Raw genomic sequence first — 23,163 nt, 5'->3', positions numbered from 1 at the left:
TCATTCCGCCTGTTCACCTGCAGGGCAAATTCGCATTGCTAAGGGTTCAGCGCTGCCCGGTGAGTGGTGCAAGCGGTGTTTTTCCGCGCTTTTTTCGGCGCAAACGGATTGTTGACGGCGACCTAAAGACGGGTTTGTTTAAGCGCCAGACTGGGTGAGGAGAAAATCCGACCTTCATCGGTGACCAGGATGTAGGTGTAATTGGGGTATTTCTCAATGAGTTTCAGTCCGGCGGCTTGGCCCAGCACCATCAGCGACGTGCTGAAACCGTTGGCCGTTTCGGCGCTGGGCCCAAAAACCGTCACACTGCTCACCCCGGTGGCCGGATAACCCGTGCGGGGGTTGATGATGTGCGAATACCGCCGGCCGTTGAACACCACAAACTTTTCGTAACTGCCGGATGTTACCACGGCGCTTTGCCGCAGGGCAACGACCGCGAAAAGGGTATCTTTGCGGTGCGGATTGGTGATGCCAACCGTCCAGTCACTGCCGTCGGGTTGTTTTCCCCAGGTACTCATGTCGCCCGAACCGTTGACAATCCCGGCTTTTATGCCCCTGGCCAACATGAGGTCGCGGCACCGGTCGGCCGCATAGCCTTCACCCAGGGCGCCGAACCCTATCTTCATACCTTTGCGTTTGAGGAAAATCGTGGACTGCGCCTGGTCCAGCAGGATGTCCCGGTACCCAACTTTTTCCACCGATTTTTTAACGGCTTCGGGGCTGGGCATGGCCGTCATGGAGCCGTCAAATTTCCAGATCCGGTCCATGGCGGCAAAACTGATGTCAAAGGCGCCGTGGGTAATTTGGGAGAAATGAAGAGCCCGCTCGGTCAGGGCAAATACTTCAGGATCAACCCGCACCGGAGCAATTCCGGCGTTCCTGTTGACCTGCGAAATCTGGGAATCTTCTTTCCAGTCGGAGATTAGATTTTCAATTCGCGTTACTTCGGCAATGACGGTATCGATGTGGCTTTCGGCCGTCAGGCTGTCCGGAGCAACCAGGATAATGTCAAACCGGCTACCCATCAATTTGACGGTTCGCGTTCGCAGCACCTGGGCGGTAGCGCTAAAACCGCCTAAAAGCAACAAAAGAAGAAAGGCATGCTTCATGCCGCAAAGATCGGAAAGCTTGACGTATTTACTGGTATTAATCCACGGGAAGGGAACAAGGCCGGGCCGGGGCTTCAGTTGGCGGAAATGAAAAAGCCGTGCTTGAAATTCATGGAGTACACGTAAAGCATCGCCCAGGGAAACTTGGCGGGTGGCACTTTGAAGGCTATAAAATCGATGCAATGGTTCATGGTCAATACCTTAGTGCCAATACGCGTGTACGTGGAAAAACCGTGCATAGTTACCCCAACAACTATACACTAAGTAACGACGAAAGCAGCGTTTGTTGCTACGAAAAACAACTGATAGTTGTCAGGATTACGATTTTTCTACCCTGATTACTGGCATATCGTAGTCCATGAACTTGTTTTTACTTCAAGAATGGCTATTCAGGATGGTTTTCGAGGTGATCGTAAAACGCGACGCCGAAGGGAGCAAAAACCGTCGAAGGAATGAGTTCTTTCTTTAGAAACAACGCGCTCAGTACCCAACTCCCAGTCGGGTGTGAGAAGGGTACGGGGAAATCCACCCAGAAACATCCTTATCCTATTCCGGTCAAACGGCCAAATTGCTGGTGTGAACACCAATAAAACGATTAGCGAAATTGCCTACGGTTTGGTTATGAACACCCGTCGCGTTTTAACGAAAGTCGTCGAAACCAAAACCGGGAAAATCTCCATCGCTTTGCGTCGGGCGAATGGACTCGAAAGGATTTTCAGGCTGAACGGTTCTGGGTGGATGAAATAGTCTGCTTACTCGGATTCTCCACGGATGTTATCTTCGTCGTCCAGATCGGCGCCCGACTCCATGGCCGCTACTTCGTTGTCGTTGGTGGCGCGGTCAAAGTCAATGGAGTCGTAATCGGTTTGATCAAGCGTGGGGTCCTGCTGTTGCGAATTTTGATTTTCCATGCGTGTACGAAACGGTTTATCATGTGGTTATAATCTCGCAGGTTGAACCCGGCGGTGGCATGGAGGGTTATGATTCGGGTTGAATCAACCGTTTTTAGTTAGCATTCGGGTCTGATCCCTGACCAGAACAGTCTAGTGCTGGCGCGGATAGGGTCAACGCCACCGGTTTGATAGCGGTTTAGTATCGGCTGAACCCGGTCTTTTAATGGTAGGTTGAGCCCAAAGGAGGGACTTCTTGCTGCTCCCAACGGCGAAGCATATCCCGGTAACAAAGCTTCACCGCTTCGACGACCCGGTAAAAACCGCCGATTTCGATGGGTTTAACCATATAAAGGTGGATTCCCTGGTTGTAAGCCTGGTGCTTAAGCTGATCACACAGGGTGGCGGTGAGCATCACGACGGGCATGTACGGGAGATCGCTCATGTCGCCCAAAGATTGTAAGGTGTCCAGCCCACTAAGCCCGGGCATGTGCATATCGAGCAGGATGATTGTCACCAGGCACTTATCCGCCATTTGCTCAGCAGTTGATTGCTTTCGATGGTGAGCAAGCCAGTCCACCAGTTCCTGACCGGTGGTCATTTCCTGAATGACGACATGCTCCAGTGCACTGGTCAGGGCCCACCGGATTAACTGACGATAATCTTTGTTATCATCAACGATCAGCACGCGTAAGGATAGCTTATTCATAGCCCAGAAAGTTTAGGATATCAATATGCTATTTGTACAATTAGGTAGAGAAAATGTTCAAAAATTGGACCTCAAATCTTTTCCACAGAAATTTCCTGAGGAAACGGCTTATGCCTAGGAAGTTCCCGCAGAAACTGACAACACCAGCCTGGAGTTCAAAGGATCAGGTCCGGTTTTTTAGCAGCGCGCCGATTCCCAGAACCAGGCCCTCCACTGCCAAAGCCGTTACGACCGGATGTTTGGTTGCTTTGACGTAATAACTTCTCGACCGGATCCGGCCTTCGTGAGTGCCGCGTTCGTGCATTCCAAAACCGGCTTTATACAGCGCACTTTCTTCCGGACTGGGCGAGGGCCGCGTGGACGATTGCTGTGTCCGACTGGGGTGAATCATGGTGATCGAAATCGGTGATTTTTCGGCTTCCAGCTCCATGGGTAGCGAATCCGCAAAGCCGTGTAGGGCGTGTTTCGATGCGGAGTAAGTCGACTGAACCGGCGTGGCGCGGTCCCCGAAAAAGCTGCCGGTATAAATCAGGGCGCCGGGATTGCCCTGCTCCCTGAAATGCTTCAAGGCGGTGAGCGTTCCGTAGACGGAGCCCCAGAAGTTGGTATCGAACATGCGCTTCACATCCTCCGAACGTCTTCAATCCGCCCGAAAATGGAGACGCCCGCATTATTAACCCAGGTGTCAAAACCGCCAAATGCTGCTACGGCGGCTTCGGAATGCGGGTACTGCTTTCCTCTTGCCCGATGTCGGCAGGCACCACAATGGCCCGTCCGCCCTGGCTGCTGATTTCCTGTTCCAGTTGGTGGAGTGCCTCTTCAGTTCGGGCCGCCAGGACCAGGGACGCACCTTCTTTGGCCGCCATCCGGGCGGTCACCAGGCCAATGCCGCTGGAAGCGCCCGTAACAACAATTACCTGTTCCTTGAGGGGTTTGAGCTGTAACGTCATGTTGCTGTCAGTTTGCGTTTTCTGGGCCGGTAATCTGGTTGCGAACACGAAACGACAGCAGGCCAATTCCGCCGTTCGTACCAAGGTCTACAACCGGGTGTCGGGCGGAGCACTTTGCTTTAAGATCATGAAATGAAAAAGCCCCTTCCCGATCCGCTGCGAAAGCTGAACAGGAGGGGCTTTTCTATTCGTTACTTTTGGGCCGGGTCAGACCGTCCCGCAGGAGTGCTTCACGTGTGCGCAGGCAGTTATTTCCAACCTCCACCCAATGCCCGGTAAATATTCACCATGGCATTCATTTGTTGCATTTTGGTTTCGATCAGGTCAAATCTCGATTCCAGGGCATCCCGTTGCGTCAGCAGAACTTCCATGTAGTCAGCCCGGGCGGAGCTGAACAGCCGGTTTGAAATCGTGATTGATTCAGTAAGAGCCTGTACTTCGTTGGTTTTTACCTCGTAACTTTTGCCCAGGTTATCAATCTTCGACAGCTGATTGGCCACCTCAATGTAGGCATTCAGGAGCGTCCGTTCGTAGTTGTAAACCGCCTGAATCTGCCGGGCATTGGCGCTGGCATACGTGGCTTTGATCGCGTTTTTGTTGACAACGGGTCCGGCCAGGTCACCCACCAGCGAAGCCAGCAGGGATTGGGGAAGGGTGGTCAGGTAAATGGGATTAAAGGCCTGAGTTCCCAACCCGGCGGAAATCCCCAGCGATGGGTAAAAGTTGGCCTTCGCCACCTGCACATCCAGTTTGGCGGCTGCCAGTTCGTGTTCCGCCCGTCTAACATCCGGACGGTTATCCAGCAACTGCGACGGCAGACCCGCCTGAATGGCGGTCGGTACCAGCTTTTCAAAATCCGTGTTATTCCGTTGCACCGGCTGCGGATACCGACCCACCAGAAAGTTGATCCGGTTTTCGGTTTCTACAATCCGTTGCTGGATGTCGTACTGCAGATTCTGGGTGTTCAGCACCTGCGCCTGAAACCGGCGGACGGCCAGTTCGGTGACCCGCGTGGCTTCTTTTTCCATCCTGACAATCTTCAGCGCGTTGCTTTGAATGTCAATGTTCTGCCGCACGATGGCCAGCTGGCTGTCGAGGGCCAAAAGTTCGTAGTAGGAGTTGGCGATTTCGGCAATCAGGTTGGTTGCCATAAAATTTCTCCCCTCTACGGAAGCCAGATACCGGGAGACGGCCGCTTTCTTGGCATTCCGCAGTTTATGCCAGATATCGACCTCCCACCGGGCAACCGCGCCCACCTGGAAATCTGGCAGCGGATCGGGCATTTCCTTTTCCGGCTTGATATCCGTGGTGGCCTCCAGGGCTCCCAACCGGGTGTAGCGGGGCGTTTTTTCAATACCGGCCCCACCGCCTATGGTGACAAACGGCAGGTATTCCCCCTGACGGGCTTTGATCTCGTTGCGCGACATCTCAATTTCCTGGAGGGTGATGTTCAGCTCCTGGTTGTTTTTCAGCGCCAAATCAATCAGATCGTTCAGGTTGGGGTCGGTGAAGAAATCATTCCACCGGACCTTCGCCGTGTTGGTTGAGTCCTGCGAGGTGTTGTAACTCGCAGGAACGGTTCTGTTTTCTGTTCGGGTAATTAACGCCGGAGTCTGGCAAGCGGTATTGATCAGGGTCATGAGTGTCACTGTCCCCAGGCAATTCCAGATTCTTTTATTGCTCATTGATTTCACTTGCTTCAGGTTGTGGAAAGGTGTCGACGGTGTGGACGAAGTTTTCAGACAGCGGATCAGCTTCTTCGTCTTTGATCAGCTTGCGGCCGTCGGCCAGATTGCCAAAGATGTAATACAGGCCGGGGATGATGATAACCCCGAAAAGGGTTCCGAACAGCATCCCACCCAGGGCGGAAGCCCCAATCGTCCGGTTGCCAATTGCTCCTGCACCCGTCGCAATGATCAGGGGAATCAAGCCGGCCACGAACGCAAACGAGGTCATCAGGATCGGTCGGAAGCGTACCTTGGCCCCTTCGATGGCGGCTCGCAGGATTGTTTCACCCTGCTGGCGTTTCTGGACGGCAAACTCGACAATCAAAACGGCGTTTTTCCCCAACAGACCCACCAGCATGATCAGACCAATCTGCGCGTAGATGTTATTTTCCAGCCCCATCAGCTTCAGCGTCAGGAACGAACCAAAGATCCCAACGGGCAGCGAGAACAGGACGGCCAGCGGAATGATGAAGCTTTCGTACTGCGCGGCCAATACCATGTACACAAAAGCCACCACAATCAGGAACACATACAGCGACTCATTACCCCGGATCGATTCGTCGTAGGAAAGACCTTCGAACGCAATGTCGTATCCTTTCGGCAGCGTCTTGGCGGCCACTTCCCGGATGGCCTGGATGGCCTCGGCCGTGGTGTAGCCCTTCGCCGGAAGTCCCTGGATGGCGGCTGAATTATACAGGTTAAACCGGGTAATCTCGTTCGGTCCCTGGCCTTTTTTCAGCGTCATGAAAGCCGAGTAAGGCACCATTTCCCCCGCTTCATTTTTCACAAACAGATTGAGCAAATCGGAGGGAAGCCGCCGGAAACTGGGGTCTGATTGCACGTAAACCTTGAAGAACTGGTTGAACTTGATAAACCCTTGTTCGTAGGTACTCCCGATCATGATGTTCAGGTTATCCATCGCTTTCCCGATCGAGACGCCCTTCTGCATGGCCAGCTTGTTGTCAATTTCCAGTTCGTACTGCGGATAGTTTGCGGCAAAGAAGGTGAACAGACCGGTTAGCTCTTTCCGCTTGCCCAGGTTATCCATAAATTCCTTGTTGACCTTGTCGAACTCGCTGTAGTCGGTATCGGTGTTTTTGTCCAGCAAACGCATCGAAAAACCGCCGGACGTACCAAAGCCGGGGATGGCGGGTGGTTCGAAGAATTCGACGGTGGCGCCCAGACCTCTCGATTTCTCCTCCAGCTCTTCCATGATTTCCTTCACGTTATGATCACGCTCCGACCACGGTTTGAGGTTGATCAGACAGGTACCGGCGTTGGAACCCCGGCCTTCGGTCATGATCTCGTAACCGGCCAGTGAAGATACCGATTCGATTCCCGGAACTTCCTCGCAGATTTTCTGCAGCCGCTGCGAAACCTCGTTGGTTTTTTCCAGTGTAGAACCCGGGGGCGTCTGGATAATGGCGTAAATCGTGCTCTGGTCTTCGTTCGGGATAAAACCAGCGGGCAGAATTTTATTCGCGTAGAAAATACCGAAACCGAAAGCCGCTAGAATTGCCCACGTTAAAACCCGCCGGTTGACAATCAATTGCAAAAGACCCACATACCGTCCGGTCATTTTGTCGAAGCCCCGGTTGAAGCTATCGAGCCCCCTGGATAACAAGTTTTTCTTCCGGGCGTGTCCGTGGTGATTTTTCAGCAGCATGGCGCACAACACCGGCGTCAGCGTCAGGGCGATCAGGGCCGAAATCACAATGGAGCTGGCCATCGTAATCGAGAACTGGCGGTAGAACGTACCCACCGGCCCCGACATAAACGAAATGGGCAGGAACACAGACACCATAACGGCCGTGATGGCGATGATGGCCCCGCTAATCTCACCAAGCACTTTCTTAACGGCATTAAACGGGGTTAGATGCGGCTCTTCCTCCATCTTGGCGTGCACGGCTTCCACCACCACAATGGCGTCATCGACCACAATACCAATGGCCAGTACCAGCGCAAACAGCGTAATCAGGTTAATGGACAGACCAAACGCCTGAATTACGAAAAACGCCCCAATCAGGGAGACCGGAACCGCGATGATCGGAATCAAGGTCGACCGCCAGTCACCCAGGAAGATGAACACCACCAGCGCCACCAGGATAAAGGCGTCGCGCAACGTATGAATGACCTGCTCGATGGACGCATCCAGGAACTGCGACACGTCGTAACTAATTTTGTAATCCACGCCCGGAGGGAACGAGGCTTTCATAACCGCCAGCTTTTCTTTTACCTCCTTGATCACGTCACTGGCATTACTACCGTAGTTCTGCCGCAACACGATGGCGGCCGAAGCCTGACCGTCCAGGTTCGAATAAATATCGAAGAATTCACTACCCAATTCTACTTTGGCAATGTCTTTCAGGTGGATGCTTTCCCCTTCGGCATTGGCCCGGATGATGATGTCTTCGTACTCTTTAGGTTCGCTGTAGCGTCCTTTGTACGTCAGCACGTATTCCAGCGACTGGGCCGCAATCCCGGAGCTTTGCCCCAGGCGACCCGGCCGACCGATGATGCTTTGTTCGCCCAGGGCCTTCATAACTTCCTCGGTGGAAATGTTGTAGGCCCGCATCCGGTCGGGGTTCAGCCAGACGCGCATCGCATACCGCCGGCTACCCAGAATCTGCGCCCGGGCTACCCCTTTGGTCCGCTGAATTTCAGGGATCATTTTAACGGTAGCGTAGTTGAACAGGAATTTTTCGTCAATGCTCTTGTCTTTCGAATAGAGGTTGACGTACATCAACATACTCGGCTGGATTGGCGTGATGATTACCCCTTCGCGCTGAACGAGTTCGGGAAGAAGCGGCATCACTTGGTCCACCCGGGTTTTCACCCGGATAACGGCATCGTTGGGGTCCGTACCGGGTTCGAAAATAATCCGAAGGGTGGCCTCCCCGGCGCTGGTGGCGTCGGTTGCAATGTAGCGCATATCCTGGACGCCGTTGATGGCCTGTTCCAGCGTAATGAGCGTGGACTTAACCAGCACGTCGGCGCTGGCTCCGGGATAGGCAATAAAGATATTGACCGTGGTGGGGGCAATATCCGGAAATTGAGAAATGGGTAAGCTTTTGATAGCCAGTACACCAATAAAGACTATCATGACCGATATTACAATCGCGAATACGGGTCTGCGAATGAATTTATTAAACATATCGTTTGGGGCTGGGGCGCGAGCCGTCCAAGGGTTGGATGATCAAATTATTCGGCATACAGACCTAGATGCGAGATGACGGTTTCGGGCTTTTCGAACTTGCAGTGGATTTTTTCGTTTTCTTTGACCTGCCGTAAACCTTCCAGAAGAATTCGGTCATCTTTTTTCAGACCTGAGCTAACCACGAAAATGTGGGGCATTTCTGCCGCGATGGTAACTTCCCTCGACCGAACCACATCGTCCTTGTCCACTACGTAGACGTATTTCTTTTCCAGCACTTCGAACGTGGCTTTCTGCGGAATAATCATGGCATTTTTAAGCGGCAATGACATCCGGACATTCCCCGTTTCTCCGTGCCGTAATAAACCCTTCGGATTCGGGAACGTGGCCCGGAAGGCAATATTCCCGGTTTCGTTGTTAAAGTCCGCTTCAATAGTTTCAACCACCCCGGTATAGCCGAAGAGTTTATTGTTGGCCATGAGCAGGTTTACTTTCGACAGATTGTCTTTGGTGGCTTTGGTTTTATATTCCAGGTATTCGGCTTCCGGAACGTTGAAATAAACCCACATTTTGCTGTTATCGGAGAGCGTGGAAAGCAAATCGCCTTCGTCAACCAGGCTCCCCAACCGTACCTGAAAGCGGTCCATAATGCCATCGAAAGGGGCCCGGATTTCGGTAAAACCTAAATGCACTTTGGCTAACGATAACTCGGCTTTGGCCTTGTCGAATTTAGCCTTGGCTAATGCCAGTTCGTTCTTCGATACGACATTGCTATCGGCCAGTGACTTGGTGTTTTTAAATTCAATCTCGGCGAAGTTAGCTTCGGCCTGCGCTTTTTGCTGTTCGGCCTGGTACAGCATGGGCATGATCTGGAACATGAGCTGCCCCTTCTTCACAAACTGGCCTTCATCCACAAAAATCTTCTGTAAATAACCCTTCTCCAGCGCCCTCAACTCGATGTGGCTGATGGAGCGGATCTGACTGACGTACTCGCGGGTAATCAAGGTGTCTTTTTCCAAAGGACTGGTAACCCGAAATTCGGTTTCTTCCTCTTTTTCTTCGTGTTTGGATTCACAGCCTGCGTGGAATAACAGCGCACACAGGCTCATGAGCATGACAATTTTCTTCATGACAATTTTAATTGCTTAATTCAGGTTTATGGTAATTGTTAAAAGGGAGTACTGGTGAATAGGACGTCCTGTCTGACGTCATCCTTTCGGCTGTATAACATGATCGCTTGTACAGCAAAGAGGAGCAAAACAGAAAGAGAGATGCGTTTTAACGTTCTCCGGAATGGGGTCTCAAATCCGGATTACCCGAAGCAGGATGTACCGATGTAGGCAGGTATGAATGAAAGGATGGATGGCGAGCAAATGCCCCGTTATCCGGTAAGATAAAACTTCGAACAGGTAAGCGTAAAAGGTAATAAAAGGATGACTTACGGCGGGGTATTTTTTTAGTGAAAAGAACCTGGAGGTTTTGTCTTCTTCTTCGTTTTTCTCCGTGTAAACTTTACAACCCTCCTTTTTCTTTACATCCGAAACGTTAGCGTGCCCAGGGGTTAGGTGTTGGCCCTTTAATGGGGCTATAAAAGTGCTATATGTTGACTTGTCAGAAATTTTAAACGGCGCATAGGCATCATAGCTTTGAGAGGAGGACGCGTACATAAAGCCATACCCGCTCAGCAGAAATAGGCTGAGCGTTAGGAGATATTTCTTTACTGCTTTTGTCATCTTGGAGTCAAAACTAAATCAGCTTGTACCGCAAGCTCGCTGGGAGTCTTCTTATCGGTTTGGGATCGGCGTATATGGCGAGCTTTGTAAGTCCGTTGACTGTTCCTGCTTCGTTCAAGATCTGCCGCTGATCACCTTACCTGGACAACTGATTACATACAAATCATATGCAAAAAGCGCATCTTATCCTTAAGAGGGTGTTAAAAGGAAGTTAAAAAGGTATTAAAACAGAGCTCCTGAGATGTAAGGCACTGATAATGAGTTTTATGTTGTAAATTATTTGCGTGCGTTTTTGGATAAAATCACGATAAAATAGTGTTGAGCTTTCAGGGAATATTCGGTAACTCTGCTTTGAACTTTCAATGTTTATACGTCATCTACTGCTCAAGCATCGGCTCTTTACCCGTTCTGGCGGTGACGATACGGAATACCGCTTGTTGTAAGTACCATAACATCCGGTTTGGTACCACTTAGAACCTGAATAAAGTTCGTTGCGAATTAACCAGGCGAAGGAAATTCTTCCTTGGAACAGCTTGTCACTTAGAAGACCCTAAAAAGGAAAACCATGACCCAAACGAATCACGGTTTTCCTTCACTGGAGTTAGGATGTAAGTGCCGGTTAGTAGCCTGGGTTTTGTGTCAGGGCTGGGTTTATCGTCATTTCGGTGCTCAGAAACGGCATCAGGTAATCGCGGGCTGCGGTAAAGTTGGCGTGCGGCTCGAATGAGTTGGCTCCTTTGAACACCACATCGCCCAGCTTTCGGCGCTTGATGTCGTACCAGCGCTTGAATTCAAACGCCAGTTCGAGCCGCCGTTCTTCCAGCACCAGATCGATAAAGGTCTGTTTGCTGAGTCCGGTGGTTACATTGGCCGGAAACGCCGTCTGCCTACCCGCCCAGTTTCGCGCCCGCGCCCGGATCTGGTTGATGTAGCCCATGGCTTCTTCGTTGGGCCCGCCGTTTACTTCGGCCAGAGCCTCGGCGGCAATCAGCAGCACCTCGGCGTAGCGGAAACAGAAGTAGTTGTGATCGGAATCCCGGCCCTCCGAGTTGGAATTGCCGGGGAAGCGGGCAAACTTGGCAATGTGCGGGCGGGCCGCGGTTGGGAAAGCCGTGTACGGCCTAAGCACCCCGCCAATGTTCATCGAATCCTGGAAGCTGACTTTTTTCCGGTAATCCCGCGAATCCCAGCTGGTGTACACTTTCATGCTCGGTACCGCGACGCTCCAGCCGTTCTGGTCGGTCCCCCGGATTCCCGTAATGGCGCCCATCAGATCATCGTTACTGGCGTCCCAACCCACTTTCTGCCCGATAAAATCAACGGCAAAAATGGTTTCCTTGATCTGGTCGGCTTTGGTGGCGATGTAGAGGTCCTGAAAGTCGGCTTCCAGCCGGTAGCCAAATTTGTCCTTGTTGTCGATGGTCCATTTGGCCTCCGTGTACGCTTTCTGGTAGTTGCCCTGCGTCAGATACACCGACGCCAGGCAGGTAGCCGCCGAGCCTTTCGTAGGCCGCGAGCGAACGTCGGCGGGCTGCTGGTCGGGGAGCCACTGTTTGGCAAATTCCAGGTCGGCAATGATGCGGGCGTACACCTCTTCTTCCGGGGTTTTACTAATGGCTTTGACCGATTCCGGATCCGTCACAAACACGTCGATGTACGGGATGGCGCCGAAGTTCTGAACCAGGTGGAAGTAGGCAAAAGCCCGGACAAAACGCGCTTCAGCCAGCGTCGGATTGATTTGCTCCTGCGGAAGCCCCAGCGACTCCCCCCCGCGAATGGCGGCATTGACGGAGCTGATTACAATGTACCAGCGGGGCCAGAAGGACGAAACCAACCCGTTGCTGGCATCCATGTTGAAGTCGTTGACCTGCTGGCGGGCTGCGGCCGTGGTGCGGTCGCCAATGTCGGCCATGTCGCTTTTCAGCATGAGGGCCATCACAAAATTGCGGCCGTACAGCGGTTCGGAGGCAATGTGACCGTAGGCGCCGTTAATGGCCGTCTGAACATCCGTTACGGTTTTAAAAAGGCCCTCGGGGGCCAATACGCCGATGGGCTTTTCTTCCAGGTCGGTGCAGGAAAAACCCAGGAGTCCGACGAGGGTTGAGAACAAAAGGGAAGTAAGTTTATTTTTCATTGGTCAAGGCGTTTGAAAACCGGTTATAACCCGATGTTTAACCCGATGGTGTACGATTTAGCGTTGGGGTAACTGCCGTAGTCGAGGCCCAGATTTCGGTTGCCGTTCACCGAGCCGGATGAATTGTAGTTGACTTCGGGGTCGTAGCCGGGGTATTTCGTAAAGGTCAGGATGTTCTGGGCGCTGGCGTAAATCCGCAACCGGCTCATCTTCAATCGGCTAGTGATGCTGCTGGGGAAGGTGTAGCCTACCGCCAGGTTTTTCAGCCGGGCGTAGCTTCCGTCGTAGATCCAGCGGGTTGATACCCGGCGGGTTCGCGTTCCGGATGCTTTCGGAACGTCCGTGTTCGTGTTCTGGGGCGTCCAGCGGTTGAGCGCGTTGGTGGTGGCGTTGTTGATCCCGGAGAGCAGATCCAGTTCCATCAGCGTGTAACTTAGCAAATCGTTGCCCTGCGAACCCTGAAAAAACAGGTTTAAATCGAAGTTGTTCCATTTCAGCTCGTTGGTCCAGCCCCAGATGAAATCCGGGTTCGGATTGCCGATGAGGGTACGGTCGCTGCTGTTGAGGGAACCGTTGCCGTCGATATCCCGGAACTTCTCCCCGCCCGCAACCTGCTCGAAGCCCGAGCCGCCCAGAAACGCATCGCCGTTCTGGTAAACACCCTCGTACACCCAGCCGTAGATACTACCGACCGGCGAGCCCACCCGCAGAACCTGCGTCTGGTCCAGACCGACCATGTGGCCGGGGGCGGAGTTGTAAAAAATGTCGTTGTTGTTGGGCAAACTCATGACTTTGTTGCGGTTGAACGACACGTTAACGTCCATGTCCCACCGCAGCGGGCCGGTCAGGTTACGCGTACCCAGCGTGATTTCAAAGCCTTTGTTCTGCACTTTTCCGACATTTTTCAACTGGCTTGAATAACCCGAATACTGGGGCAGCGGCACGCTGAACAGCAAATCAGACGTAACGGTGCGGTAGTAATCCAGCGTCAGGTTGACCCGGTTGTTGAACAGGCTGATGTCCGTTCCCAGGTCGAATTGGGCCGTGGTTTCCCAGGTTAGGTCGTCGTTGGCGATGGACGAGGGCACGATGGCGTTGACGGCAACCCCGTTGATGGCCGCGAAAATGCTATTAAATCGGGCCAGCGTCTGGTAGGGCGAAATGGCCTGGTTGCCGGTCAACCCGTAGCTCGCGCGCCATTTCCACTGCGTCACCCAGTTCATGTTGGACATAAAGGGCTCGTTGCCCATGTTCCAGGCAAAAGCGCCGGAGGGGAAAAACGCCCACTTGTGGTTGCGGCTAAACGTCGAGGAGCCGTCGTAACGCCCGTTGACCGTAAACAAATACCGGTCGTTGAGCGCGTAATTAATCCGGCCGTACCAGGAAGCCAGTTTCCAGTCGGTCAGCGAAGACGAAGGGGCCTGCCAGACGGACGAACTTCCCAGGCTCCAGTAGGAGAGGGCATCGCTGATGAATGACTGGCCACTGCCGCCCCAGCTTTCGTTGCGGGAACTCTGGTAGGAAAAACCGGCCAGCGCACTCAGGCGGTGGGCGGTTCCGAACGCCCGATCGTAGGAAAGGTAGTTCTCGTTTTGAAACAGCGTATTCCGGTTGCCGTTCACCGAGCCAGCCCCGCCCACCGAAGAGCCAGCCATGATGGTGGTGGGAACGAAGGTTCCCGTACGGCCGCCGTTGGTGGTAGCGCCCAGCGTAGTCCGGAACTTCAGGTCTTTATACAATTGATATTCCGCAAAGAGGTTGCCCTGTACCTGATCCGTCACGTTATCGTTCTGGCGTTGCGTCGCCAGCGAGTAGGGGTTGTCGATGGGATCGGAAATGGCGGCTACCGAAAACCGTCCGTTGGTGCCGTAAATGCCCAGGTCGGGGCCGAACTTGAAGGCCGAGGCAATCACTCCGGTGCTGCTGGGGCCGCCCGAGAGTTCCTGGCTGATGACCCCGGCTTTGTTGCTGCGCTGGGCGAAAATATTCAGTCCCACCCGCAATTTCTCACTGGCCTTGACATCAATGTTACTGGTGACCGAAAACCGGCTATAATCCGAATTCAGGACAATCCCTTTCTGGTTGAAGTAAGCGCCGGACAGGTAGTACTTCACGTTGTCGGTACCGCCCGAAAGCGACAACTGGTAGTTTTGGATGTTGCCGGGTCGGAAAATCAGGTCCTGCCAGTCGGTACTCTGTCCCCGCGAAACGTAGTTGGGGTTGATCTCATGAATGTAGTCGACAAACTGCTCGCCGTTGAGCAGCTTCAACCGGCTGATTTCTTTCTGGCCCGAATAAGAAGCGTTGAAATCGATGCGGGCTTTGCCGCTTTTGCCGCGCTTGGTCGTGACCATCACCACCCCGTTGGCGCCCCGCGAGCCGTAAATGGCCGTGGCCGATGCGTCCTTCAGCACTTCCACCGATTCGATGTCTTCCGGCGGGGGCATGGTTCCGCCCACAAACCCGTCGACCACAAAAATCGGGTCGCTGCTGGCGTTGATGGAGTTGCCACCCCGGATCCGGACTTTAAACGTGGCGCCGGGTTCTCCGTTATTGGCCTGAATCTGCACCCCGGCCGCCCGGCCCTGAAGCGCCTGCACGGCCCCGATGGAGGGGTAAGCGGTCAACTGCTCCGATTTCACCGACGCCACCGAACCGGTCAGGTCACTTTTTTTGACGCTACCGTACCCGACCACCACCACTTCGTCGAGCGACCGGTCGCTGGGAACCAGTTGAACGTCAACGGTGTTGCGATTGCCGATCGCGACTTCCTGATTCGTATACCCCACGAAGGAAAAAACCAGCGTGGTGGTTTGGTCGGGAATATTCAGTCGAAACGTTCCGTCCGCATCGGTTGTGGTGCCGCGTGTTGTATTTTTAACCACCACGCTGACTCCCGGTAGACCTTCGCCGGTTTCGCTTTTGACGGTTCCGGTAACCACCCGGTCCACGGATTCTTTCGCGGCCAGGGTTTCCGGCCCAATCTCCGCGGACGGGTTGGTTGGCTGAGCCATCCCGGCGCTGAAACCGACCGACGCCTGAGAGCGGTTCGGTTCGTTGGCCGAAGAACCCGGCCGCTTCTTGTCGGGCAGAATCACGTAGACTCCGTTTTTCACTTTTCGGAACCGCAATCCCTGCGGACGAAGCACATTCTCCAGATTTTTCTCCAGCGAGGCACCGGGTTCGATGGCGGCCGAAAGAGTAGTCTGATCGTTAATCATCCGGTCTTCATACAGGATATCAACGCCGTAGCGGGTCTTGAACTGGTTTAAAACATCGCGGAGTTGCAGGGTCTGGGAAGCCAGCAGGGAGGGCCTGACCGCCACGGGAGCCGCCAACTGAGCGGCCATCACCTGGGCTTCGCCGGAGTAGCCATTCAGCAGCAGGCCGATGGATAACGCAACCGGAAGACGTATAGCACGTTGCATAAGGTAGAGTAAAGGGTGTATAGTTAATTCGTAAAAGTGACGCTGGTATTATCACGGAAGTAATTGATTTGCAGGATCTCAGCCACCAGTTTAATCAACTCGTTGGCATCCTGGGCCGGAAAGGCGCCGGAGATGGTCCGGGTGGCAAGCTCGTCGCCTTCAATGGCGATGGTCAGGCCGTAGTTGTCCTGCAGCAGTTGAGCGATGTCCTGCAGCGACGTTCGGTCAAACACAAACCGGTGGTGCTTCCAGGCCGCGACGTGTTCGGGGTGGGCCGTTTGGCGGACGGCCAGTTTGCCCTGCGCGTCGAGCGTCACCCAATCGCCGGGTTTCATAACCAGGGCCGGACGGTTGGCTTGTTTAGCCATCGACAGTTCCACCTTTCCCGACCGCAGCACCACCCGGGTTCGCTCCCCGCGGCTGAGGACGGTAAATTGCGTGCCCAGCACCTGAACCGTTAGTCCTTTTCCCGTCAACACCACAAACCGCTGGTGGCTTGGTAAATGCCGGACCGAAAAGTCGGCTTCACCCGTCAGCTCCACCCGCCGGTCGGTGGCAAACCTAAACCGGGGGTAGCGAAGACGGGAGTTGGCATTCAGGACCACTTCCGACCCGTCGGGCAGGATGCTGCGTTGGGTTTCTCCAAAACGCGTTTCCAGCGTTTTGTACCGGATTACGTCGGAAAACAGCCAGACACCAACGCTCAGGAGCAGGAGGACGGATGCCGCCAGCACCCCGGTCAGAAAGAACCGTTGGTGCCACCAATGGATAGAAGCGGGCTGGTCTGCCGGGTCGGAAGCATCGGGTTGGTCCATACGGTGCCGGGCTGTATCGAAAGCCGCCTGCCAGTTCGTAACTACCTGGGGGTTGGTCATTTCCCACTCGTGCAGCCACTGGTAATAGCGCTCCCGATTCCGGGGATCGGCCAGCCAGGTTTCGATTGACTTTTTCTGCAAGGGAGTCGCTTTTCCGGAGAAATAGTCGAAAAAACGGGCTTTCGTAATGAGTTCGTCCATGAATACAAGGGAGTGAGTAGGGAAACCGGGCGGATAGTGGTTACTGGAGTTCCAGCAGCAACGGGATCAGCAGCAGAACCTGGCGCATTTGCCGAAGTGCCCGCGATAAATGGGCTTCGACGGTTTTGAGGGCAATGCCCAGTTCGTTGGCGATTTCCTGGTTTTTGCGGTTTTCAAAACGACTCATCAGAAAGACCCGCTGGCATTGGGAGGGCAGTTCGCTGATCACTTTCTCCAGTCGCTGAAACGTTTCGTCGTATTCAATTAAGGTCTGGGGGGATTCTTCCCCGCCCGCCAGGTCCATGCCATCGAGCGAAGCCGGGGCCTTTTTTCCGGTCAGCTCATCCCGCAGGTAGTTGTAGGCCCGGTGCCGGACGGCTGCGTATAGGTAGGTGCGGTAGGTGAATTCAACCGCGTTGTACGAGCCGGTTTTCCAAAGCTGATAAAACACTTCCCCAACAATGTCTTCGGCAATTTCCCGGGTGTACACGAAGCGCAGAGCGTGACTGCAAAGGGCATTATAATAGAGCCGGTACAGGGCTTTAAACCCCTGCTCGGGCGAGTCCGCAAAAGCCAACCGGATCAGGTGTTCATGATCCACAACGGTTGCTTCCGGGACAGGTACGGGCCGTGGACGGGGAAGATCAGTAGAGGTTAGGAACGGGTAACCTGTCGTTTGGGTCATGGGTAAGCCGGTTAAGTAGTCGGATGACACAACTTTTGGAGTTTACCCTTAGTGCTGAAAATAATTTTGTTAAAATTAATCTACGATTTTCACAACAAGGCCGCGTCATCATACCGCCCAAGAAAGCATTGGGGCTGCCTAGAATTACTGTTCTGGCTTGGGCAGACCGGCGTTGGGAGGTGGCGACTCTGTATCTGTGGAGGATAAGCGTAAGACATGGATGGCGCTGCTTCCGCTGATGGTCGTCAAAATTCTCAATTAATTATCCGGATAATTAAAAAATTAATCCTTTTTGAGCCTCTGTTAATGTTTTATTAGTCATCTCTTAATGCCTCCAACCGTATTTTGCTCCCATGACCCGGCCGGTCAACCCGTATTAATCATCTTTAAAATTTAAGAATGCGTAAAATAGCGAAGACCCAGTTCGGGTGGGCGAACCATGCGTGCGCTCGTATCCGGAGGGTGCAGGTTAAACTGCCAGAAAACCAGATCAGAAAGGGTCGAAACAGGGAATTAAGCGAAAATTAAGGGTATGTAACCAGATGCTATGGAAATTCAACTTTTATCAAACCAACAAAGTGTAAAAAAGCCCGGGCGAACGCTCGTTCAACTCTGGACGGTTTTCTGCCTGCTGTTTGCCATCAGCGGCCTGTCGCACGCCCAAAGCGGGGGCGGGGAGGTCGTGGTTACGGGCGAGGTACGCGACGAAAAAAATGAAAACATTCCCGGTGCCAGCATCGTCCTGCAGGGAACACTCAAAGGTACGACAACCAACGCCGAGGGGAAGTTTTCGCTTTCCGTACCCCGGACCGGCGCGGTCCTCGTCGTGAGTTTTCTGGGGTACAAACGCCAGGAAATTAATGTTGGCAACCGCACCAGCCTGGTCATCAAAATGGAGCAGAGCGCCGACGAACTGAAAGAAATCGTGGTGGTCGGCTACGGTACGCAGCGTAAGCAAACGCTGACGGGCGCTATTTCCAACATTGTGACCGAACAGATCAAAACCACAACCCACACGAGTCTGGCCCAGAGCCTTCAGGGTAAAATTGCCGGGGTGCAGATCCGCCAGAATTCGGGGGAGCCGGGTTCGTTCAGCACCAACATCAACATCCGGGGGTTTGGTGAACCGCTTTACGTCGTCGACGGAGTGGCCCGCGATGGGGGCTATGAATTCCAGAAAATTAACCCGGACGATATCGAAAGCATTTCGGTGCTGAAAGATGCGTCGGCGGCCATTTTCGGGATTCGGGCCGGAAACGGGGTGGTGATCGTGACTACAAAAAAAGGTCGGCGCGGCAAACCGCAGTTTAGTTACAACGCCGTGTACGGCCGGCAAAGCCCGACCGACATTCCCCGCATGACTTCGGCGCTGGAATGGGCCGAGATGCGGAACGATGCCGCTAAAAACCTGGGCGAAAATCCGGTGTACACGCCCGGGGACCTCGAGAAATTCCGGACCGGGGCGCCAGGCTACCAGAGCACCGACTGGTACAAGGAGGTGATGAACCGGTCGGCCGGGCAACAACAGCACTTTATTTCGGCATCGGGCGGAGAAGGGGCCGCAACGTATTTTGCCAGCTTCGGGTACCAGCAGGAAAACGGTTTGCTGAAAAGCCGGGACATGGGCTATCAGAAGTACACATTCCGGACCAACATCGGTATCGACCTGAGCAAAAACCTGCGGGCCGATCTGATTCTGTCGGGATTGCTCGATGAGCGGAACCAGCCGGGCGACAACTTTTTCAACATCTTCAAAGGGACCCGCATTGCCCTGGCAACCGAACGGCCCTACGCCAACGACAATCCAAACTATCCGTCGCTGCTGAGCGGAGGGTACAACCCGGTGGCGCTGGCCAACGGCGATCTGACCGGTTACACCGAAGACGTGAACAAGTTTTTTCAGTCCACGGTATCGCTGACTTATACCGTACCGTTCGTGCCCGGACTCCGGATCAAAGGGCTGGTCGCGTACGACAGCAATAATTACCGCAACAAATCGCTCTCGAAAAGCTACAACCTGTACACCTACGATGATGCGACTGATAAATACACCCCGCACCAGCAGCGCAACCCGTCGCGCATCGGGAACAATTTCTCCGACAACAACCGGGTCACGTTTCAGGGGCAGTTGTTTTACAACACGGTCATTGCCAAAAAACACAACGTTGGGGCGACACTGGTGTACGAGCAGCAGGAATCCAAAAACCGCTGGGCGGGTCTGGGCCGGGAGTACGCCTTTTACACGAACGACCAGATCGACCAGGCCGGTTTGAACAACCAGACGACCAGTGGTTCCGAGAGCGAATACGCCAGCCAGTCGCTGGTGGGCCGGCTGAACTACGACTACAAGGAGAAATACCTGCTGGAAGTGGCCGCCCGCTACGACGGTTCCTACCGCTACCACCCCGACCTGCGCTGGGGACTTTTCCCGGTGGTTTCCGGCGGCTGGCGGATTTCCGAAGAAGACTTCATGAAAAACGTTCCGCTGATTACGACGCTCAAACTCCGGGGTTCGTACGGTTTGGTGGGGGCCGATGCCGGAGCGCCTTTTCAGTACGTACCCGGATTTTCGCTGACCGGTGGCGGGGGCTACGAATTTACGAACGGCAACTACACGACCGGGGCCGCTTCGCCGGCGATTGTCAACGAAAAACTGACCTGGTTTAAATCCAACATCAAAGACATCGGGGTGGACGTGGGGCTCTGGAATAACCGGATTGACCTGACCTTCGATGTTTACCAGCGCGACCGGAAAGGCTTGCTCGCCCGCCGGAATGTTTCGTTGCCCAACACCTTCGGTGGGACGTTGCCGGAAGAAAACCTGAACAGCGACCGGGTGCGCGGAATCGAATTCTCGGCGGGGTACAACGGGCAGGTCCGGGATTTTCAATACGGTATTTCCGGGAACTTCAACTTCGCCCGGACGATGAACCGTTTCGTAGAGCGGGGCGATTTCCTGAACAGCATGGACCGCTGGCGCACCGGAGCCGCCAACCGCTGGAACGATGTGGTTTGGGCCTATCAGCTCGAAGGCCAGTTCCAGAATCAGGATGAAGTGATCTACGCGCCGATTCAGAACGGCGATCTGGGCAATACCCGTGAACTGCCGGGCGACTTCCGCTACAAAGACGTAGACGGCAACGGTATGATTGACGGCAACGACGCCATGCCGCTGTTCTTCGGCGGTGATCCGAAGCTGTATTACGGGGTGGCCCTGACGGCTTCCTGGAAGGGGTTCGACCTGGCGGCCTTGTTCCAGGGTTCGGGCAAGTACAGCGTGCGGTTCCGGGAAGTGTATGCCGAAGTTTTCGCGTTCCGCGGCAATACCCCGGCTTATTTCCACGACCGCTGGCATTTGGGGGAGGATGGGCAGTGGATTCCGGGCACCTGGCCCGCTTCCCGCTTCAATTACAATGTTGGGGCCATGTACGCCGAAAGTTCAGCCTGGCGGAAAGATGCTTCCTACATGCGGTTCAAGAGCCTGCAACTGGGCTATACCGTGAAGTCCGACTGGTTCAAAAAGATCGGGTTGCAGGATGTCCGGCTGTACGCCAATGCCCACAACATTTTCACCTGGGCCGACCCGTTTGTCAAACCGTTTGATCCGGAGAAAATCGAAGGATTGTTCGGGGCGGGCCTGACGTATCCGGTGACGAGAAGCTACAATTTTGGCATTAACGTTAAATTTTAAGGGGAACATGAAATTTTTCAAACATATCTTATCGCTGGTCATGCTCTTGCTAGCGTGCAGTTGCGAGAACGTGCTGGACAAGCAGCCTCTGGATAAGTTGCAGGGGGAGAACCTGTTCTCCAATCCGGAAGGGGTAAAGCTGTACATGGCAAACCTGTATTACCAGCTTCCGATTGAGGACTTTACCTTTTTCCGGCAGGGGTTCAACTGGAATACCGGCGACCCCAACAACGGCGGTTTCGCACCGGCCATGATCACCGACGAAGCCGTTCATACCGAATTTGGCGATTTTATCGGCAACGACGATTTTCAGTGGTGGGACCAGGGCTACAAACTAATTCGGGATGTGAACATCCTCATCGATCTGATTCCTACCCTGACAGTTACGGAAGAAGAGCGGAAAGCCCTGATTGGCGAAAGTTCGTTCATCCGGGCCTATGCCTATTTTGGGCTGGCCAAACGGTACGGCGGGGTGCCCCTGATCACTTCGGTGCAGAAATACGAGGGCGATGTGGAGTCGCTGAAAGTGCCGCGCAGCACCGAAAAGGAAACCTGGGATTTCGTCCTGAAAGAATGCGATCTGGCCGTTGCCAACCTGGGCGATTCCTGGCCCGGTGGCGAACGCCGGGCCACCAAGTGGGTGGCCTATGCGCTGAAATCGCGGGCGGCTCTGCACGCGGCTTCCATCGCCAAGTACGGCGACCGGTCACCCCTGTCGGGAACCGCCGTCGATCAGAAACTGGTCGGTTTGGACAAATCCCTGGCCGCTACGTATTACAAAGCGGTTATCGATGCGTCCGAAGCCATCATCAACTCGGGTAAGTTTTCGCTCTACAAACCGTCTCCCGCCACGCCGGAGGAAGCGGCCACCAATTACCGGTTGCTGTTCGAAGATCCGAACAACGCGCCGGAGGAGGTAATTTTCATCAAGGGATACGCCCGGCCGGGGTCGGGAACGGGACATAACTACGGCATCTGGTACCAGCCCAACCAGACCGCCAACGGCTGGCCGCACCCGGGCCGGATGAACCCCACGCTGGAGCTGATGGATGTTTACGAAAGCTACGACAAGCCCGGCGAAAGCGCCCCCCTCCTTACCTCGGCCACGGGCAGCGACCAGACGGATTACACCGGTTATAACCCAACGAAGCAATACAAACGGTTTGACGCGGAAAACGATATTTTCAAGGGCAAAGACGCCCGGCTGTGGGCCACCATGATTTTGCCCGGAACGAGCTGGAAAGGCCAGAAGATTGTGATCCAGGCCGGGTTTGTCAAGCCCGACGGCACGGCCCAGCTGATGGGGGGCGATCCGTTTACGTTGAACGGCAAAACCTACTACACGTACGGAGCCGCCGACCGCACGCAGTATTCGGGTTTCGATACCTGGGGCGGCAACAACACGCGGACCGGGGTCAGCTTCAAGAAGTTTCTGAACGAAGGCGTTAACGTGGCTCCGGGCTGGAACCAGACCACAACCGATTTTGCCGAATTCCGTTACGCCGAGATCCTGCTGAATTACGCCGAAGCCATTGCGGAAAGCGAAACCGGTGACAAGGTGAAAGGGGCCAAAGCCCTGAATGACATCCGGCGTCGGGCGGCCCACAAAACCGATATTCCGCTGACAATCAACAATGTCATTCGGGAGAGAAGGGTTGAGCTGGCTTTCGAAAACAAACGGTTCTGGGACCTGATTCGCCGACGGGAATACCATACGGTTTTCAACAACACCATGCGGCACGCCATTCTGCCGGTGCTGGACCTGCGCGTGACGCCCGCCAAATACATTTTCATCCGGACGAACATTCCCAGAAGCAATCCGGCCACTTTTGATTACCGACAATACTACCGGTCTATCCCGGGCATCGGGGCCAACGGCCTGGTGCAAAACCCTCAATACTAATTCGTAATCCGGCCGAAAGCCGATACCCAACGGC

At 54.2% G+C, this 23,163-nt stretch carries 15 protein-coding genes; 3 read left to right on the top strand and 12 right to left on the bottom strand.

Going from position 1 to position 23,163, the window contains the following annotated elements; all coding sequences use genetic code 11:
* Nucleotides 1-122 precede the first annotated feature (122 nt).
* From OQ371_RS22350 to OQ371_RS22330, 5 genes are all read right to left on the bottom strand, one after another.
* The gene (locus OQ371_RS22350; RefSeq protein ID WP_265990550.1) at nt 123-1,109 is read right to left on the bottom strand and encodes an FAD:protein FMN transferase; all 987 of its coding nucleotides are present in this window, start codon (nt 1,107-1,109) and stop codon (nt 123-125) included.
* Between the two features lie 752 nt (nt 1,110-1,861).
* The gene (locus OQ371_RS22345; RefSeq protein ID WP_265990549.1) at nt 1,862-2,020 is read right to left on the bottom strand and encodes a hypothetical protein; all 159 of its coding nucleotides are present in this window, start codon (nt 2,018-2,020) and stop codon (nt 1,862-1,864) included.
* A gap of 202 nt (nt 2,021-2,222) precedes the next feature.
* Entirely contained in the window at nt 2,223-2,708 is a 486-nt protein-coding gene (locus OQ371_RS22340; RefSeq protein WP_265990548.1) for a response regulator, read from the bottom strand.
* A gap of 163 nt (nt 2,709-2,871) precedes the next feature.
* Entirely contained in the window at nt 2,872-3,333 is a 462-nt protein-coding gene (locus tag OQ371_RS22335; protein WP_265990547.1) for an SDR family NAD(P)-dependent oxidoreductase, read from the bottom strand.
* A 79-nt stretch (nt 3,334-3,412) separates the two neighbouring features.
* Entirely contained in the window at nt 3,413-3,658 is a 246-nt protein-coding gene (locus tag OQ371_RS22330) for an SDR family NAD(P)-dependent oxidoreductase (RefSeq protein ID WP_265990546.1), read from the bottom strand.
* On the opposite strand from OQ371_RS22330, the gene OQ371_RS22325 reads away from it, so the two are divergent.
* On the top strand, nt 3,657-3,794 hold the full coding sequence (locus OQ371_RS22325) for a hypothetical protein (RefSeq protein ID WP_265990545.1): 138 nt from the start codon (nt 3,657-3,659) through the stop codon (nt 3,792-3,794). The genes OQ371_RS22330 and OQ371_RS22325 overlap by 2 nt on opposite strands.
* Nucleotides 3,795-3,906: 112 nt before the next feature.
* Here OQ371_RS22325 and OQ371_RS22320 read toward each other — a convergent pair whose 3' ends face one another.
* From OQ371_RS22320 to OQ371_RS22290, 7 genes are all read right to left on the bottom strand, one after another.
* The gene (locus OQ371_RS22320) at nt 3,907-5,343 is read right to left on the bottom strand and encodes a TolC family protein (RefSeq protein WP_265990544.1); all 1,437 of its coding nucleotides are present in this window, start codon (nt 5,341-5,343) and stop codon (nt 3,907-3,909) included.
* Nucleotides 5,333-8,539 (bottom strand): efflux RND transporter permease subunit, encoded by a 3,207-nt coding sequence (locus OQ371_RS22315; protein WP_265990543.1) that lies wholly within the window; start codon nt 8,537-8,539, stop codon nt 5,333-5,335. The genes OQ371_RS22320 and OQ371_RS22315 overlap by 11 nt, the downstream gene beginning before the upstream one ends.
* Nucleotides 8,540-8,586: 47 nt before the next feature.
* The gene (locus tag OQ371_RS22310) at nt 8,587-9,669 is read right to left on the bottom strand and encodes an efflux RND transporter periplasmic adaptor subunit (RefSeq protein WP_265990542.1); all 1,083 of its coding nucleotides are present in this window, start codon (nt 9,667-9,669) and stop codon (nt 8,587-8,589) included.
* A gap of 1,222 nt (nt 9,670-10,891) precedes the next feature.
* The gene (locus OQ371_RS22305; RefSeq protein ID WP_265990541.1) at nt 10,892-12,406 is read right to left on the bottom strand and encodes a RagB/SusD family nutrient uptake outer membrane protein; all 1,515 of its coding nucleotides are present in this window, start codon (nt 12,404-12,406) and stop codon (nt 10,892-10,894) included.
* 23 nt (nt 12,407-12,429) lie between these two features.
* Nucleotides 12,430-15,834: a SusC/RagA family TonB-linked outer membrane protein gene (locus OQ371_RS22300; protein ID WP_265990540.1), complete on the bottom strand. Its 3,405-nt coding sequence runs from the start codon at nt 15,832-15,834 to the stop codon at nt 12,430-12,432.
* Nucleotides 15,835-15,857: 23 nt separating this feature from the next.
* On the bottom strand, nt 15,858-16,850 hold the full coding sequence (locus tag OQ371_RS22295; RefSeq protein ID WP_265990539.1) for a FecR family protein: 993 nt from the start codon (nt 16,848-16,850) through the stop codon (nt 15,858-15,860).
* Nucleotides 16,851-16,890: 40 nt separating this feature from the next.
* Nucleotides 16,891-17,535, bottom strand: a complete 645-nt coding sequence (locus OQ371_RS22290; protein WP_265990538.1) for an RNA polymerase sigma-70 factor — start codon at nt 17,533-17,535, stop codon at nt 16,891-16,893.
* Nucleotides 17,536-18,082: 547 nt separating this feature from the next.
* Between OQ371_RS22290 and OQ371_RS22285 the strand changes: the two genes are divergently transcribed.
* Together OQ371_RS22285 and OQ371_RS22280 are read left to right on the top strand one after the other, a co-directional pair.
* Nucleotides 18,083-21,226 carry a SusC/RagA family TonB-linked outer membrane protein gene (locus tag OQ371_RS22285; RefSeq protein WP_265990537.1) on the top strand — a complete coding sequence of 1,048 codons (3,144 nt, stop codon included), beginning with the start codon at nt 18,083-18,085 and terminating at the stop codon, nt 21,224-21,226.
* A 7-nt stretch (nt 21,227-21,233) separates the two neighbouring features.
* Nucleotides 21,234-23,129: a RagB/SusD family nutrient uptake outer membrane protein gene (locus OQ371_RS22280; RefSeq protein WP_265990536.1), complete on the top strand. Its 1,896-nt coding sequence runs from the start codon at nt 21,234-21,236 to the stop codon at nt 23,127-23,129.
* Nucleotides 23,130-23,163: the final 34 nt, after the last annotated feature.

This window comes from Larkinella insperata, assembly GCF_026248825.1.
Lineage (GTDB): Bacteria > Bacteroidota > Bacteroidia > Cytophagales > Spirosomataceae > Larkinella > Larkinella insperata.
The sequence above is the reverse complement of the archived record's forward strand: the minus strand, read 5'-3'. Positions and strand labels throughout refer to the sequence as shown.

Coding starts and splice junctions, on each gene's coding strand:
- OQ371_RS22280 (WP_265990536.1), top strand. CDS start 21,234: ATGAAATTTTTCAAACATATCTTATCGCTGGTCATGCTCTTGCTAGCG.
- OQ371_RS22285 (WP_265990537.1), top strand. CDS start 18,083: ATGGAAATTCAACTTTTATCAAACCAACAAAGTGTAAAAAAGCCCGGG.
- OQ371_RS22305 (WP_265990541.1), bottom strand. CDS start 12,406: ATGAAAAATAAACTTACTTCCCTTTTGTTCTCAACCCTCGTCGGACTC.
- OQ371_RS22315 (WP_265990543.1), bottom strand. CDS start 8,539: ATGTTTAATAAATTCATTCGCAGACCCGTATTCGCGATTGTAATATCG.
- OQ371_RS22320 (WP_265990544.1), bottom strand. CDS start 5,343: ATGAGCAATAAAAGAATCTGGAATTGCCTGGGGACAGTGACACTCATG.
- OQ371_RS22295 (WP_265990539.1), bottom strand. CDS start 16,850: ATGGACGAACTCATTACGAAAGCCCGTTTTTTCGACTATTTCTCCGGA.
- OQ371_RS22350 (WP_265990550.1), bottom strand. CDS start 1,109: ATGAAGCATGCCTTTCTTCTTTTGTTGCTTTTAGGCGGTTTTAGCGCT.
- OQ371_RS22325 (WP_265990545.1), top strand. CDS start 3,657: ATGTTGCTGTCAGTTTGCGTTTTCTGGGCCGGTAATCTGGTTGCGAAC.
- OQ371_RS22340 (WP_265990548.1), bottom strand. CDS start 2,708: ATGAATAAGCTATCCTTACGCGTGCTGATCGTTGATGATAACAAAGAT.
- OQ371_RS22310 (WP_265990542.1), bottom strand. CDS start 9,669: ATGAAGAAAATTGTCATGCTCATGAGCCTGTGTGCGCTGTTATTCCAC.
- OQ371_RS22290 (WP_265990538.1), bottom strand. CDS start 17,535: ATGACCCAAACGACAGGTTACCCGTTCCTAACCTCTACTGATCTTCCC.
- OQ371_RS22330 (WP_265990546.1), bottom strand. CDS start 3,658: ATGACGTTACAGCTCAAACCCCTCAAGGAACAGGTAATTGTTGTTACG.
- OQ371_RS22300 (WP_265990540.1), bottom strand. CDS start 15,834: ATGCAACGTGCTATACGTCTTCCGGTTGCGTTATCCATCGGCCTGCTG.
- OQ371_RS22345 (WP_265990549.1), bottom strand. CDS start 2,020: ATGGAAAATCAAAATTCGCAACAGCAGGACCCCACGCTTGATCAAACC.